The following is a 15,480-nucleotide window of genomic DNA, read 5'->3' as shown; positions in this document are numbered from 1 at the left end:
GATAGATACTCGCTGTTAGCAAGCCTATGAGAGTTCTACGCCGGCACTCTCTGCTTTGGCTTGCAGAAAATCAATCGACTCCGCGAGGACATCGGGAGCCATATGACTGTGGCGACTGAGTTCCACATAGAGACCGCCGGCGTAGTCGACTTCGGCTAACGCTTGCAAGACAGAGACAAAGTCGATTTCACCTTCACCAAACCTCAGGTGATCGTGCACACCGCGGACCATGTCCTCAATATGGATATTGAAGACGTGTGGCCCCCATTCCCGCAGGTAGTCAGGTATCGGTCTTGGTTCTACGCATTGCACGTGTCCAATATCCACCGTCAATCCGAAGAGAGGGGAATCAACGGCATCTTTGAGTTGCTGGAACTGTTCAAAGCTCTCGACTAACATCCCAGGCTCGGGCTCAAACGCGATTTTGACCGCTTTGGACTCCGCATACTCCGTCACCTTACGGCACCCTTCGACAAGCCATTTCCAGCGCTGTTCGAAATCGGTTTCCTCCCCACGAGGAACGCCTGCCCAGAACGAAACCGCATCGGCCTCAAGTTCAGCCGAAATATCGATAGCTCGTTTGAGAAACTCAATCCGCTGCTGGCGCCCCGTCTCAGAGGGAGTGATTAATGTCGGTTCGTGTTTACTGCGTGGATCTAAAAGAAATCGAGCTCCCGTTTCAATCACCGATTTCATTCCACAAGCACTCAGTTTTTCACGAACTTCATCGATTTCCGCCGCGAGAGATCGCTCGTCCTGGAATGGGTTCAGGCAGTGATGATCGAGCGTGATACCGACCGCTTTGTATCCCGCTTCAGCCAGCAAATCTATCGATGCGTCAGGCCAATGATGAAACGCGAGGCCGTTCGTGTTGTAACCTAGATACATGAGAATCGATTTCCACCGAGGAGAGAAACAGGAAGAATCCAAACGTACTATAAAAAAACAGACCCGAACTCTCTATGAGCCGGGTCTGTTTCGTTGTGCGAGTGCACCGATCCGCATTCACTGAAGGAGAATTAGTCTGCCAGTGGTTTAACACGAATATTGCGGAAGTAGGTCACGCTTTTGGGGTCGTGTTGCTGCAGGGCAAAGCTCCCCTGGCTGATTTTACGATGGCCGATCACGTCTCCCGCTTTGTATTCACCAGTAGTACCTGCTGGCTCGACATAGGTGTAAAGAACTTTGTCATCGACTTTGACGGTGACGGTGTCCCCATTGACGATGATGGTCTGAGTCCACCATTTGTTGTCTTCGGCGGGGGTATCAAACAGTTTGATGACGTTGTACAGACTACCCGTTTTGACGGGGTCGCCGTGAGTGACGTTAACTTGGGTTTCGTAACCTTCGGTCGGCCAGGTTTCACAGTATTTGGTATGGAAGTAGATTCCGCTGTTGGAACCAGGGGTCGTCATCACTTCGGCTTTGAATTCGAAGTTTTTGAATTCCTGATCGGTGAACAGATGAGTCCGGTCACCATGGGCTTTGATCATGCCGTCTGCAACTGTCCAGGTTCCGTTTTCGCTGACTTTCCAGCCACTCAAATCTTTGCCATTAAACAGGCTGATCCAACCTTCTTCTTTCTCTTCTGCAACACCACCTGCTACTGCAGCGAGTACCAGAGTCAAAGACAAGAACAAATGCTTCATCAGGATTTCCTCAGTTGTTTTTAATTTCAAGAACAGGCCCGCGGCTGACAGGACTATCAAATAAACAGGGCGGGCCAAATCAATGTCAAACAGGCTGTGTTCGAGTCAGATAACCAGCTTCCTCAACGGAGACCGGGCAGGACTAGAACCAGCGGGCAAGTTCCAATGTACTCCACCCGCCGAGTAAGAGCAAGCAGCTAAACAAGGAGACCCAGGCAACCTGACCGATGATTATTTTTCACCAATCTTCTTGATGAAGGTAACCACGTCTGCCATTTGGGCTGGTGTAATGTTTTTCTCCATACCGAGTGGCATCAGGGAAAGTCCGCTGGATACAAGTTCATCGATGTTAGACCGCAGAATCGTAATTTCCTTCCCTTCCGATTGTCGCAAAGTGATGCTGTCGGCCGATTCGGCGGTGATAATGCCGTTGTACAACTTGCCGTCGTTGGAAACGGCGGTGTATGAAACGAAGTTGGCCTGCGTTTCCCGGTTCGGATCCAGAATGGCAATGAGTAAGTCTTCCTCAGATTTGTTCTTAACGGAAGCCAGTTCCGGTCCGACTTTATGACCTTCTGACCCGACCTGGTGACAGACGGCACAATTTTTAACGAAGACTTGATGTCCTCGTTCACGATCCGTTTTCCCACTCAATGCGGCCGTATACTCTGCAATGACTTTAACCAGTTCTTCGCTACTGGCCACTTGGAAGAGCTTAAGCGATTTCGCTTTGATATTCTTATCGGGATGGTTCTGTAGAAGCTGTTTCCGTTCCTGAGTAATCTCCGCCGGCTTTACCGATCCAGATTCGACAGCAGAAAGTAATGTTTGCACTCGATCCGCCCGGGCCAGCATTTTTTCGATCACGGTATTACGTACGTCGGGCGAATACCCTTTCCAATTCTCCAGCAGAATATCTCCGACTGAACTCTGGTTTTGTTCAGCCAATGCGTCGATGGCGGCCAATTGCAGTTTGCGAGGAACTTGAGCTTCCAGCAAGTCAGGCAATGTTTCCGCCGCCAATTCAAATTCAGCGAAGGATAACATCTCGACGGCATTACTTCGCTCCGTCTCAGAGGCATCTTCGTCCATGGCGATCTCTGCCGCCTGTTCGAACTGTTTTTCAGCCTTCTGCTTGATTGCTGAGGCAGGTCGATTCGAGACCAGGTACGCTGTCAAACCGGCACCGCTTCGGGTAAGTCCTTCATTCAGGGAAGACATGACGAGCCGTTGAGCTGCCAGGTTATCCTGATAACTCAGAACTACGTCGAGCAAGTGATCAACTTCTGCGTCTTGATTTCTTGCACCCACAATTCGGGCTAACTCGACGACATAACCGGAGAGAGACGTCTGGTTGTTCTCGATATAATCCTTGGTCACCGAGATCGCCATTTGTTCGGCAATCGGATTTACCGAAGACAGGATCGCCACTCGCATATCGCCATCTTTGGGATATTTAGCGGCCAGGCTAATCAACGCTTTAACCGATTCGTCGGAATTGAGTTCCCCCAGCGTGAAGGCTAACTGCCATTGCACGATGAACGCGGGATCGTCAACGAGTTTCAACGCGGCTGAGGCCACATCGTTATTTTCGTCGATAACCGCATCAGCCAGTTTCAACGCATGGACTCGTACCCAAGGCTCCGAATCGGACAGGGCAGCGACGATTAATTCCGGTTTCAGAGCTCCGAGGTCGCGTAAAGTCCATAAAGCATGGAGGCGACCAAGGGGTTCGTTCGTTGTTTCAAAGAGTTGCTCCAGTGCGGGTACGACGGATAAGTCTTTTCGTTCCAGTAACAGCCGCTGAGCCGTTTCCCGGTTCCAACTGTTGAGCGATTCAAGCTCCGCAACCAGTTGTTCGCTCGTCGCATCTTTAAGTTGTGGAAATTGAATCTGCTTCATCATCGGTGAGACGATGCGGTAAACACGACCGCGGTCATGCCCACTTTCCAGATAGAGATACTTTTTAATATCTTCCGGAATCGAGTAGGGGTGTTCAATCGTTTCTCGATACATATCGAGGACCATCAACGTTCCATCGGGGGCATTCACAAAGTTAACTGGTCGGAACCAGGTATCACGCGAGCGAATGAATTCCGTATCTTGATCGGCTCGTTCCGCAAGAAAAGCGGCTCCGTCCAAGGTCAAGGTTTTGCGATGGATCAGGTTTCCACCGACGTCGCCGATGAATGCATTGCCTTGATATTCTTCCGGGTAGGCTGTTCCACGATAGATCGTGACTCCAGTCGCGGAAGTAAAGAACCCAATAGGAACCAGTTCGTTCGCGGATAAACGCTTCGCAAAGCTGGGATCGGACGCACGTCGTTTAGTGCGAATGATACGCCAGGGCTCGGGAGGGCTGATCCGATAGACCGTAGCGGCTGCACCTTCTTTGGCGATGGATTTCATCGTGCCAGAGACGGCGAGATACGGATTCCGTTCCAGGTACTCCAACGGATAAACCACTTGAATGATGTGGTTACTGTTGGTCGCTTCAAAACGGTTTCCCCAGTCATCCATCGAATGACCAAATTGACGACCTCCGCTGACGGGCTCGAATTCGAGTGTCCAGGGATCAAAACGGAAATCCTGACCACGCAATGAAAACAGTTCTTTGCCGTTGCGGGTTAATGTTCCGCCGTTGGAACCCGAAGCGCCGTAGATTTTTCCGTCGAGGCCCCACTTCAAGTTGTTTGCCAATCCCTGAACATTGTTACGGTCGAAACCTGTTGCAATCAGTTCATGATGATCCGCTTTGAAGTCGCCATCGGTATCTTTAAAGTAGTGCAAGTTCGGAGGCGCGATTACAAACACACCACCATCGAACGCACAGACCGATGTCGGCCAGCTGATATCCTTGGCGAAGATATGGCTTTTATCCATCAGGCCATCGCCAGTCGTGTCCTGCAGCAGGCGGACGACACCCACATCAGGGCGTCCGGGGCCAGACTCATCATAGCTGACTGGATATTGTGAGAACGGATATCCGCGCATCTCGGCGACGTACAGTTGACCGTCTGCGTCAAAACAGGCATCGACCGGGTCAGCAACGAGTGGTTCAGCGGCGACGATTTCGAGTGAAAACCCCTTCTGGACTTCAATTGATTCCATCACATCGCTCAGCTCGACGGCAGGCAGGCGTTTCATGTCCCGTTCGAGATTTTCGCCCTCAAGCACTTTCTGAGCCAGCAAACTCTGTATACAGAATTGGCTAATCACAAAGAGACAGATTAAGGGTATCGTCCACCGGTACGCTGTTGTCCAACGGGAAATCATGCACTTCGCCTTTCAGTGCGTCGCAAGCAAATTGCAGCAGATAGAGGAGTTTGTCTATGGAGTTCTTTTCCAGATGTGCAAATACATCGGGAAAACGAATTCTTATTATCGCATATCAAAGCTAGCCAATGTGAATACATTTCTCAAGAATATCGGATCACTTCCGACGATTTTCTATCGAAATTATAAACACGTGCTGATAGTAGTCGCTACCCGGGATCGAGAGTAGGATCAATCGAGTTCCAGCGCGGCTCCCGGAAATACGGGGCCTTCCACGCAGGTGCGGTGGTAATCCCATTCGCCATCAGGCATGCGAACGCGCGTCACACAGCTGAAACAGGCGCCGAAACCACAGGCCATCGGCGTCTCGAGTGAAAGCCAACTGGGAATATTGGCTTCCAGACAGATATCGCGTACCGCTTTCATCATCGGCACCGGGCCACAGGTGTAGACGCGATCGGGAGCGTTGCCCTCAACGATCGACTTCTTCAACAGTTGAGTCACCAAGCCATGATGACCTGCTGAACCATCATCCGTTGTGATTTCCAAGTTCAAACCTGGCAGATCGAACAGCTCAAGTCCAGCCAGATACTCTTTGGAGCGAGCACCGTAGCAGAGGGTCACATCTGTTGGTCGCGAATCCGTCTTGCGATTGGGATACTGATGCAGTCCGAGTGCTTCCCGCGCGGTGGCGAGGAAGGGGGTCTGTCCAATTCCCCCGGCAATCATCATCAGGGAACCACCCGAAGGTTCAGGGAAACCATTCCCCAGAGGTCCCCAGATTTCGACTTCCTGGCCAGGTTGCCAGTCGGCCATGATATTTGTGATTTTCCCGACGACGACATAGCCAAAATCGAGCCCGACCACTTCTCCATTTTCTTCGTACACATCGAAGAGCGCGAATGGCCGCCCCAGCAGCGGATCGGCGCTGTCCGGTACTCGAATCATAAAGAACTGACCGGGAACAATCTGTTTAGCAATGTCAGGGCATCGTAAACAAATTCGGTAGGTCGACCGGGCCAGTTGTTCCTGTTCGACTACTGTCACGCGTTGCTGACAGGAAGTCGTGACAAGGCCTGCAAGATTGTTATCTGCCATCAGAAGTCCGTGATTTCGGTTGAGGGCTCAATTGGAAACGATCCTGAAACCCCTCTGGCGGGCCAAATTCGTCCTCGTTTTGTAAGCGATTATTCAGCCACAACTGTGTTTCAGGATGAGTTCCAGGAAGTAGAAGGTACCTGATTAACTAGTTTCGTTTGTTTCGTTTTGGTTTTCCAGCGGCCGGTTTCCCTTTAGGAGGTTTCCCTTTTGACTTGACCTTCCTATTAACCGGCTTCGATTTGAATGCCGCTTTTTTACGCCCCGCTTTGACGGCTCCTCTTTTTCCACCCGATTTCACAGAGCCCCGTTTCTTTTTCGTACCTCGGGGCGCTTCTTCCGACCGGCTTGCACCGCGAGTCGACTGCCGAGGAGTTCGGGAAGTTGAGCTTCTCTTCTTCGCCGTTTTACGACCTTTTCGCTTTGCAGCCGAACGGTGGGCTCCGCTAGCCGTTTTCTTCTCGGGGCCTTCGACTGGTTTTTCCAGCAGAGCCATCAGAGCGTCAAACTCGGTCTTCGTGAGAGACCGGTATTTGCCTAGGCCTAATCGCCCAAGATTCAGAGGGCCAAATCGAACTCGCTGCAGATGCATCACTTTATGGCCAACACGGGCGAACAAGCGACGAACTTCCCGGTTCTTGCCCTCATGCAACTCGACCTGGAGAAACGTGCTGTTACCTCTACGATTCAACTGTTTTACACGAGCGACTTTGAAGAACCCATCCGAGAACCACAATCCATTTCGGATGGATCCCAACGTCTCCGGAGTTGGGCGACCGGCGACTTGAACCTCGTAGGTGCGAGCAATTTCGTAACGGGGATGTGCCAGGCGATTGGCCAGCTCACCATCGTTAGTCACGAGAAGAAGCCCCGCGCTGTTTTCATCGAGTCGTCCTACCGTGAAAAGGCGATAGTGCTCTCGGTCGATTAAATCAATGGCCAATGGACGTCCCGCAGGGTCCTTGCTGGTGCAAAGATAGCCGGCCGGTTTATGCAACAGATAATACCGTTTTGGCTCCTTCTTGAGGTAATCGCCTTCAACTTCGATCTTCTGATGGTCTGGATCGACCATCGCTCCAGCGTGATTGATAACTTCGCCATCAACGCACACGAGCCCCTTCAGAATGAGTTCCTCACAACGCCTTCTGGAACCGACTCCGGCTGCGGCGAGAAACTTCTGTAATCGAATTTTTTTTTCGCCATCGGGGGAAGACATGAGTAATCAGTTCTGATGTAGAAGAAAATAAAGTGTGAACGTGACCACGTTATGCGAAAAACAAAACAGACTCAGTATGAGGACTACATCCTCATACTAAAACCTGGTAGTGGCTGTTCTAAAGTCTGTGAAATTAAGGGCGAAGGCCCCATCGGAGGGTTCCAGTACAAGCTCGACTCGCATCACTAATAACTATAGCGAGTATTGGCAGCATCACCGTTCTATCTGGAGACACCTAATCAAGAACGGTCCGCGTCCTTAAATAGCCATGGTTAACTGCGAATCAGTTCTAGTATTCGTTCTCGACACCTTCGTTGCTTTCAAGGCCAGCGAAGGAGGATTTGACGACCTGCCGAATCGTTTTTTCGGCCACTTCCTGTTTCAGGCGGGCAAGAGCTTCCTCAAAGGGCATGGTACCCAGATCACCTTCAAGACGGTCTCGCAGAGAGACTCCGTTTTCTTCCGCTTCTTTCGGTCCGACAATAATCATGTACGGAATCAGATCCAGCTGCGCATCACGGATTTTAGCCTGCACCTTCGCACTGTTCAAATCGGTAGACACCCGAAAACCCTCGCGTTGGAGCTTTTTAGCAATATCTATCGCGTATTCTTCGGTTTTCTCACTAAGTGGCAGCACTCGAATCTGCTCGGGAGCCAACCACAACGGAAATGCACCGGCGAAATGCTCGATCAACATCCCGATGAATCGCTCCATCGAGCCGAACGGCGCCCGGTGAATCATCACAGGACGATGACGTTTGTTATCGGAACCGATGTACTCCAGTTGGAATCGCTCGGGCAGGTTGTAGTCCAGTTGAACGGTCCCCAACTGCCACTCACGACCGAGGCAATCCCGCACCATAAAGTCGGCTTTCGGACCGTAAAATGCGGCTTCCCCTTCTTCAGCAGAGAATTCGAGGCCGGATTCCGTTAACACTCTTCGAAGTGCGGTTTCGGCCTGCTGCCAGTTTTCTTCACTACCGACGTATTTGTCGCTGTTAGGATCTCGTAGGGAAAGTTGAACCCGGTAATCGTCGAGACCGACGCTGTCTAATACGAACCGTACCAGTTCGATGGTCTCACGAAATTCCCCTTCAACCTGCTCAGGCATACAGAAAAGATGCGCGTCATCCTGAGTTAAACCCCGAACACGCAGCATTCCGTTCAGCTCTCCTGACTGTTCGTGACGATAAACAGTACCGAATTCCGCAAGTCGAACCGGCAACTCTTTGTAGCTACGCGGTTGAGCTTTATACATTTGCACGTGATGCGGGCAGTTCATCGGCTTCAACAGGTAGCGTTCCTGTTGTTTCTCCCAGGATCGGAGCACAGCCACTTTTTCTTCGACGGAGCCTTTAGGGTTGTATTCATTCAATCGGCAACCCAGAACCTGCGAAGCTTCGAGGAGTTTGGTTTCTTCCTTACCGGAGAGTTCTTCTTCCTGCAGTTTTCGGATCCAGGCGTCGACCATCTGGCCGGCGTCATGTCCGAAAATAGGATTGAACTGGGAGTCGCGGTAATAGGGGAAATGCCCCGAGGTTTCGTACAACTCCACCCGACCGATATGCGGAGAGTAAACAGGTTGATATCCTCGTTCGACGAGTTCTTTCTTGATGAAATCTTCCAGAACAGAGCGGATCGTTGCTCCCTTAGGCAACCAGAGACAGAGCCCTTGTCCTACATCCGGATTGATCTGGAACAGCCCTAGTTTTCGTCCTAGAACGCGGTGGTCACGGCGTTTGGCTTCCTCGACCTGCTCCAGATAGCTTTTAAGATCCTGTTTGCTGAACCAGGCAGTTCCATACAAACGTTGCAGCGATTTATTTGCGGCGTCGCCTTTCCAGTAGGAACCAGCAACCGACAGTAATTTGAAAGCTTTAATCAGACCTGCATTGGGAATATGAGGACCACGACAGAGGTCGACAAATTCTCCCTGGCGATAAAAGCTGACAGTATCGTGTTCGCCTAATCCAGTTTCGATGTGTTCGACTTTGAGGTCTTGATTCAGTTCCTTACAAAGCTCGACCGCTTCATCTCGGTTCAGATTAAACCGCTCAAATGATTCCGACTCTTTGATGATTTTTTTCATCTCGGCTTCAATACGGGGGAAATCATCTTCGCTGATGGTCTCTTCCATATCGAAATCGTAGTAAAAGCCATTCGCCAGAGTAGGGCCAAAGGCGAGCCCCACGTTTGGATAAACTCGCATGACTGCCCGGGCCATGATGTGTGCACAGGAATGTCGCATCACAGCGAGTGCTTCCGCATCGCGGCTTGTCAGCAGGCGCAGATTGACTTCATTGCTATTCTTGCTGACTTCTTTGAGAGGGCGAGTCGCATCGACGATATCCCCGTCGACCTCCGCAGCCGCGACCGCCTGTGCGAGTCGAGAACCGATCGACTCGGCGACGTCCATGGCGGAACTCTCTTCTGAATACTCCTTGACGGTACCATCTGGCAGTTTGACTTGAATCATGGCTCATCCTATTGCGATGTTAGCGTAAGTTCACCCATACGAGAGGCAAACGTAATTGTGTACAGTAGTCTGAATCAGCCGAAGTTCTGGGTCGATGTATTGATGACCGCGAGACGCCAGTCTGAGAATTTCCGTCTACCTCCTGTCCTGAGGGCGGAAGCTCCTGTAACACATTATTAGATATGGATTTATATCGGACGCCCCGAGAAGCCGTCAACCACGGCTTGATCGGTAGAACCTGTTTAGCCTGAACTCAATCTGTCCGATCTTCGGGTTCAAGCAACTTCCAGACGAAATATCCCGTTTTGACTTGACGATAGAGTTCTCACCGAATAAGTTTCTGTCTTGGCAACTTTGTTTCGTTAACTCGTTCCCAGTTGCCATGTTGATTCAAAACACCCGGTACAGGTTCAGGGGAATATTCCTTGAATTTGCGACCCGAGGGGCGATTAGCTCAGTTGGTTAGAGCGCCACGTTGACATCGTGGAGGTCACAAGTTCGAATCTTGTATCGCCCATTCACTTCAGTTTATCAGTTTTTTTCGCTGAAGTGACTTATCCTTAGATCTTTCAAACGGAGTAGACACAGCCTGTCTGCTCCGTTTTTTTGCGTCTGTTTATTTCAGAACCTCTCTATTATCTTCCGCAGATTTCATAATCGAATACTAAAACACTCCGACTTCCACTTCGGATCCAGGGAATTGTTTGGCGATTTCGTAGCGATGCGCCCAGTTACTTGTATGCTGCCCGGTGAGTCCAATAACGGTTCGTCTATTGGGGTTCCTTAAAATGATCGCCATTCTTCAATCTAACTCTTTGTGACCTTAGTGTCTTAACCTTAGTGTCTTAGTGGTAAAACAAATCCTTACCCTCTCTCACTCTAATTATACTTTAAGCACTCTGCACAGACTCTCGTCGCAACCTGACTATAGCTAAATTGCTTCATCAACCTATGAAAAAAATCCTCATCCAACTCGATACGGACTCCCTCGCCAGTACTTTTGATCGCGTCGTTGCCGTGGACGCCGATGTTGATGAACTTTTTTCCTATGGAGGCATCACCCCCGAAAACGTCGTTCCGTTGGTCCATGGAGCGATCTTCACTCGGGGACCACAGGATCTGAAAAATACAGCTATTTTCCTTGGTGGGAGCAACAGCGACGCAGCAGAAGCAGTACTCTCTCAAGTCCAACAGACATTTTTCGGACCGATGCGGATCTCATTAATGTTCGATCCAAACGGCTCAGTCACAACAGCAGCAGCGGCTGTCCTTTCGGCGGGTAAGCATCTGGATCTTTCTCAATCCAAATCGGTAGTGCTCGGAGGAACCGGACCCGTTGGTTATCGTGCTTGTCAGTTATTAGCGCGATCCGGAGGCCAGGCGACGCTCGTTTCCCGTTCAGAAGAGAAAGCGGCCATGGCAGCGAAGAAAATCAACGACATGGGTTACGACGGGAAGGTGACACCCGCTGCTTGTTCAAACGAAGAAGAAATCATCGCGATCGCTAATGACTCTCAGTTCCTGCTCGCTTCAGGTGCTGCGGGAGTGCAGTTCCTATCCGAAGAGCAGTTAATATCACTGACTAATCTTAAAGTCGCCATCGACCTGAACGCTGTCCCCCCTGTAGGACTCGGTGGAATCGACGTGATGTCGAAAGCCAAAGAGCAGGGCAACATCATCACCTATGGTGCCATCGGTGTGGGAGGCCTGAAAATGAAAATTCACAAAGCGGGCGTCCGCCAACTTTTCAAATCGAATTCTCAGGTTCTCGAAACAGAAACCTTGTATGAACTGGGGCAGGAACTAATCTAAAAGTAGGCTGTCAAAGACGCCCTAACTTGATTAAATAGTGCTAAGTCGCTTCAAAGATAGTCGCGATCCCCTGACCTTGACCGATGCACATCGTGGCGAGTCCGTATTTTACGTTTTCATCTCGCATCCGGTGTAACAAGGTCGTCGCAATGCGGGCACCGCTGGCACCGAGAGGGTGGCCCAATGCGATTGCTCCTCCGCGTAGATTGACGACATCCGCGCTAAGTCCCAAACATTTCATCACCGAAAGGGCTTGAACAGCGAAGGCTTCGTTCAATTCAATTGCACCAATGTCTTTCAAGGATAAGCCAGCCCTGTCGAGTGCCTTCAGCACGGCGGGAACAGGGCCGATTCCCATTTCGCACGGATCGACTCCCGTGACCGACAGCGATATCACCTTTGCCATAGGATGATAACCCAACTCCCTGGCGGTATCGGCGGACATCATCAACATGGCCGTAGCCCCAACGCTCAGTTGAGAGGAGTTGCCTGCCGTTACAGAACCGTCCGCCGGTTTGAAGGCCGGACGTAAGCGGGCGAGTCCTTCCTGACTGCAGTCGTAGCGAATTCCCTGGTCTTGATCGATCAGATTTTTGCGACCGTCATCGTCGCGTCCCCAAGTGGGAATGATCTCTGTTTGGAAACTCCCTTTTTGAGTCGCCGCCGCCGCCAGTTGATGGCTACGAGCGGCGAATTCGTCCTGCTCTTCGCGCCCGATCTCGTACTTGGTTGCCAGGTATTCTGCCGTCATCCCCATATTCATCATCGATTCGCTGTATTTATATAGCAGCGAAGGTGCAACGGAATACCCTTTATTCATCGGAACGTGGTGCATGTGTTCGACGCCACCCACGATCTGAATATTGTCGTTCCCTCCTCGGATATACATCGTAGCGTCGTGAATGGCCGTCAGGCTGGAACCGCAGTTCCGGTTAACGGTCATTCCCGCAACTTCCACTGGCAAGCCTGCTACCAAGCTCACGATCCTTCCGAGGTTGATTCCCTGTTCGCCCTGCTGCTGCACGCAGCCCCATTTCACATCTTCAATCAGATGCGGATCAATGCCTGTTCGTTCCACGAGCGACTTGATGATATGACCGGACAAATCTTCCGCCCGCACGTCTCGAAAGTTGCCGGCGTCGGGAGAGGCTTTGGCAACCGGGGTTCGTACGGCATCGACGATGACCGCTTCTTGCATGATGATCTCCGAAAAATATTTCTGGCGACATTGCCGCCAGTTGAGCGCTGAATTGGATTGGTTTATCTGAGGATCTGGAAGCGGATTAGCTTTCCTTCAGGTTGTTGACGATATCCTTCGGCACTGGATAGAACTTCTCTCCCGAGCGAGCCATCTGTCGCAGCGAGTCTGGTGCCTCAAACCGTTTCCCAAGTGAGGCAAGCCTGTCCGCCCGATCAACAATGTTGCCAGCGCCTTCATTATCGCACCATCGAAGTAATCCGCCACGGAACGCCGGGAAGCCTGTTCCTAGAATCATCCCCATATCAACATGCGATGGCGTAGAAACGATCCCTTCATCGAGTAATCGTACTGCTTCCAGCAACATCGCCAGGAAGAGTCGCTCCCGGATTTCTTCTTCTGAGATCTCGCGCTGATCGAGTCGGCATTTTTCAAGAATGGGTTCAAAGGCGGGATCGTCCGCCGGTTTCCCCTTGGGACCGACGTATTGCCTGAATCCGGAACCGTTCTTTTTGCCAAGTCGACCTGCGATGACAAGATCACTTAGAACTTTCACGTCTACGGAACGATCACTATAGGCGGGATTCAATACACTAACGCACCCTAACATCGTATCGAGACCCACCATGTCGCTGAGTGCAATTGGCCCCAGCGGCATTCCGAATTGTGTGGCGACCTGGTCGATCTTATCCATAGACGCCCCTTCCTGCAGCAGCAACATAGCTTCGTTCATATAAGGAAAGATGACTCGGTTAACCAGAAAGCCGGGGCAGTCATTACAGACGATGGGGACCTTTTTAATTTTCTTTGCCAGATTAACGATCGTCGCAACCGTTTCGTCGCTTGTCTCTTCGCCCCGAATGACTTCGACCAGTTTCATTCGATCGACGGGCAGGAAGAAATGCATCCCGACGAATCGTTCCGGGTTGGGAGCCGATTTCGCCATACGCGTAATCGAGATGGTCGACGTATTCGACGCCAGAATTGCATCCTCTTTCATGACCTCGGCCAATTGACCGTAAACCTGAGTTTTTAAGTCTTCGTTCTCAGGAACCGCCTCGACGATGACATCGGAATCCCGAAATGCCGACAACGAAGTCGATGTATTCAGCTTTGACAACAGTTGCTGCATGTCCTCGGGCGTCGCACGTTTGATTTTGATTCGTTTGTCGATTACTGAGATAGCCCGTTTCATACCCGCAGCGACGGCATCCTGATTCACGTCAACCATCGTCGTTGGGAATCCGCCCCGAGCATGCGCGGTGGCAATTCCTGCCCCCATCAAACCAGCCCCAAGTACACCGACCGATTGAACATTCCGGGGTTGAATTGCCGGATCGGTCGTCCCTTTGTCCCGACTGACTGTGTTGTTGGCGAAAAAGACGGAAATCATATTCGCGGAATGCTCCGTGCCGGCAACTTCCATCGAGCAATCAAGTTCCACCTGCAACCCCTCCTTTAAGGGAAGATTCAGTCCTTCTTTCATCGCTTTAAGCGCCACCAGGGGAGCAGGGTACTGTCCCTTTGTCTGAGCTTGCACGACACTCTCCGCGGCAAGAAAATTGAAGCGGAGCTGATCGTCGCTCAATCCAAGTGGCTGCTGGAAGAGTTCTCTGTTGGTTTTCCATTCACCAGTCGCCTGTGCCTGTTCAATTAATCGGCAACCCTCGTCGATCAGGGAATCGACTGGTACTGCATCGAAAACTAATCCCAGCTCGGCAGCACGTCGGCCGTCGACTGGTTCACCGGAACAGATCATCTCGATGGCATGGTGCATTCCGATCACGCGAGGCATTCGCTGAGTTCCGCCCCAACCGGGGATGATGCCGATTTTAGATTCCGGTAGCGCGATGCGTGTCGCCGGATGCAGCCCCGCCAGGCGATAGTCCATGGACAAAATCATTTCGGTCCCTCCACCCATGCAGTTTCCCGCAACCAGGGCAACGGTGGGGAAGGGGAGAGCACTCAGTTTATTAAACAAATCATGGCCAACTTGCATCCCCATTCGGCGAGCCGCCGGCGATGCATATGCGAGTGCGCCCAGTTCATTTAAGTCGGCTCCGGCGACGAACTGCCCATCCTTACCACTCTGTAATAGTAAACCACGCAGGTCGGTTCGATCTTGTAGTGAATCAATCAGGTCGGAAAGTTCCTGGATCGTCTGTTGAGAGAAAGTATTGACTTTCTGGCCTTCGATATCGAAGGTAATCAGACCGATCTGTCCGTCTCGTTCTTCAAACTTGAACGCATTCGTCATTGAAATAAAAACTCCCTCGAGCGATGGCGAGTGTTGTGCTTGATTGCCAAGTTGATCTGTTGTTATCGCAGGTGGCAACTGGATTCAACCATAACGGCTCACCTGTTCTCGTAATTCATAAGAATCGGTTGCGGCTCCACGTTGGAGATCGGGACGTATAGCCCTTCGATAATAGATCGCCCCAAGTCGGTGAAGGTCTTTTGTTCTTTCGTAGTGGTACGCGAGCCTGTTATTTCGCGTTTCAGTTCCTCCGTAAGAACCTGTCCAGCCTGATGCACTAATTCATCTTCCTGTTTAGATGCCCAACCGCTGGTAACCAGCATTACAAACAGTTTTTGAATGCGACTAGAGAGTTCGGCGAGGATACATTGATGGTGCACCAGATTCCCCTGATGGGCGGCAATGCGTTCCCTGCATTCAAGACTTGCTTGCCGTAACCCATGAGTGGCGAATTCAAACGACTCAGAAAATCGTCCCTTTGCGAATGAATTGCCAGCT

The 15,480-nt window shown here is 51.1% G+C and carries 10 protein-coding genes and 1 tRNA gene; 2 read left to right on the top strand and 9 right to left on the bottom strand.

All coding sequences use genetic code 11. The annotated features are described in order from the left end of the window. Positions 1–24 precede the first annotated feature (24 nt). The 6 genes from Pla110_RS10400 to thrS form a co-directional block, all read right to left on the bottom strand. On the bottom strand, positions 25–888 hold the full coding sequence (locus Pla110_RS10400) for a sugar phosphate isomerase/epimerase family protein (protein WP_144995708.1): 864 nt from the start codon (positions 886–888) through the stop codon (positions 25–27). Positions 889–1,019: 131 nt separating this feature from the next. Further along, the gene (locus Pla110_RS10395) at positions 1,020–1,649 is read right to left on the bottom strand and encodes a 3-keto-disaccharide hydrolase (RefSeq protein WP_144995707.1); all 630 of its coding nucleotides are present in this window, start codon (positions 1,647–1,649) and stop codon (positions 1,020–1,022) included. A 231-nt stretch (positions 1,650–1,880) separates the two neighbouring features. Further along, complete coding sequence (locus Pla110_RS10390; RefSeq protein ID WP_197440643.1) at positions 1,881–4,796, bottom strand: PVC-type heme-binding CxxCH protein; 2,916 nt, start codon at positions 4,794–4,796, stop codon at positions 1,881–1,883. A gap of 360 nt (positions 4,797–5,156) precedes the next feature. Next, positions 5,157–6,023 (bottom strand): dihydroorotate dehydrogenase electron transfer subunit, encoded by an 867-nt coding sequence (locus Pla110_RS10385; protein WP_144995705.1) that lies wholly within the window; start codon positions 6,021–6,023, stop codon positions 5,157–5,159. Positions 6,024–6,171: 148 nt separating this feature from the next. Then, a complete protein-coding gene (locus Pla110_RS10380) occupies positions 6,172–7,239 on the bottom strand; it encodes a pseudouridine synthase (protein ID WP_144995704.1) in 1,068 nt (355 codons plus the stop codon). 289 nt (positions 7,240–7,528) lie between these two features. Next, complete coding sequence (gene thrS / locus Pla110_RS10375; protein ID WP_144995703.1) at positions 7,529–9,715, bottom strand: threonine--tRNA ligase; 2,187 nt, start codon at positions 9,713–9,715, stop codon at positions 7,529–7,531. A 443-nt stretch (positions 9,716–10,158) separates the two neighbouring features. Here thrS and Pla110_RS10370 point away from each other — a divergent pair. Both Pla110_RS10370 and Pla110_RS10365 read left to right on the top strand, forming a co-directional pair. Further along, positions 10,159–10,232: transfer RNA gene (locus tag Pla110_RS10370), tRNA-Val, on the top strand. 434 nt (positions 10,233–10,666) lie between these two features. After that, positions 10,667–11,527, top strand: a complete 861-nt coding sequence (locus Pla110_RS10365) for an NADP-dependent methylenetetrahydromethanopterin/methylenetetrahydrofolate dehydrogenase (RefSeq protein WP_144995702.1) — start codon at positions 10,667–10,669, stop codon at positions 11,525–11,527. A gap of 40 nt (positions 11,528–11,567) precedes the next feature. Here the strand turns inward: Pla110_RS10365 and Pla110_RS10360 are convergent, their stop codons facing one another. From Pla110_RS10360 to Pla110_RS10350, 3 genes are all read right to left on the bottom strand, one after another. Beyond that, complete coding sequence (locus Pla110_RS10360) at positions 11,568–12,725, bottom strand: acetyl-CoA C-acyltransferase (RefSeq protein ID WP_144995701.1); 1,158 nt, start codon at positions 12,723–12,725, stop codon at positions 11,568–11,570. Between the two features lie 85 nt (positions 12,726–12,810). Continuing rightward, on the bottom strand, positions 12,811–14,982 hold the full coding sequence (locus Pla110_RS10355; RefSeq protein WP_144995700.1) for a 3-hydroxyacyl-CoA dehydrogenase NAD-binding domain-containing protein: 2,172 nt from the start codon (positions 14,980–14,982) through the stop codon (positions 12,811–12,813). 98 nt (positions 14,983–15,080) lie between these two features. Continuing rightward, positions 15,081–15,362, bottom strand: a complete 282-nt coding sequence (locus Pla110_RS10350; protein ID WP_144995699.1) for a hypothetical protein — start codon at positions 15,360–15,362, stop codon at positions 15,081–15,083. Positions 15,363–15,480 lie beyond the last annotated feature (118 nt).

Origin of the sequence: Polystyrenella longa, assembly GCF_007750395.1 — a bacterium.
GTDB lineage: Bacteria > Planctomycetota > Planctomycetia > Planctomycetales > Planctomycetaceae > Polystyrenella > Polystyrenella longa.
This window is presented reverse-complemented; position numbering and strand designations above follow the sequence as displayed.

Excerpts from the sequence above, each read along its gene's own strand:
- Pla110_RS10380 (WP_144995704.1), bottom strand. The coding sequence starts at position 7,239 with ATGTCTTCCCCCGATGGCGAAAAAAAAATTCGATTACAGAAGTTTCTC.
- Pla110_RS10400 (WP_144995708.1), bottom strand. The coding sequence starts at position 888 with ATGTATCTAGGTTACAACACGAACGGCCTCGCGTTTCATCATTGGCCT.
- Pla110_RS10365 (WP_144995702.1), top strand. The coding sequence starts at position 10,667 with ATGAAAAAAATCCTCATCCAACTCGATACGGACTCCCTCGCCAGTACT.
- Pla110_RS10355 (WP_144995700.1), bottom strand. The coding sequence starts at position 14,982 with ATGACGAATGCGTTCAAGTTTGAAGAACGAGACGGACAGATCGGTCTG.
- Pla110_RS10390 (WP_197440643.1), bottom strand. The coding sequence starts at position 4,796 with ATGAAACGCCTGCCTGCCGTCGAGCTGAGCGATGTGATGGAATCAATT.
- thrS (WP_144995703.1), bottom strand. The coding sequence starts at position 9,715 with ATGATTCAAGTCAAACTGCCAGATGGTACCGTCAAGGAGTATTCAGAA.
- Pla110_RS10385 (WP_144995705.1), bottom strand. The coding sequence starts at position 6,023 with ATGGCAGATAACAATCTTGCAGGCCTTGTCACGACTTCCTGTCAGCAA.
- Pla110_RS10395 (WP_144995707.1), bottom strand. The coding sequence starts at position 1,649 with ATGAAGCATTTGTTCTTGTCTTTGACTCTGGTACTCGCTGCAGTAGCA.
- Pla110_RS10360 (WP_144995701.1), bottom strand. The coding sequence starts at position 12,725 with ATGCAAGAAGCGGTCATCGTCGATGCCGTACGAACCCCGGTTGCCAAA.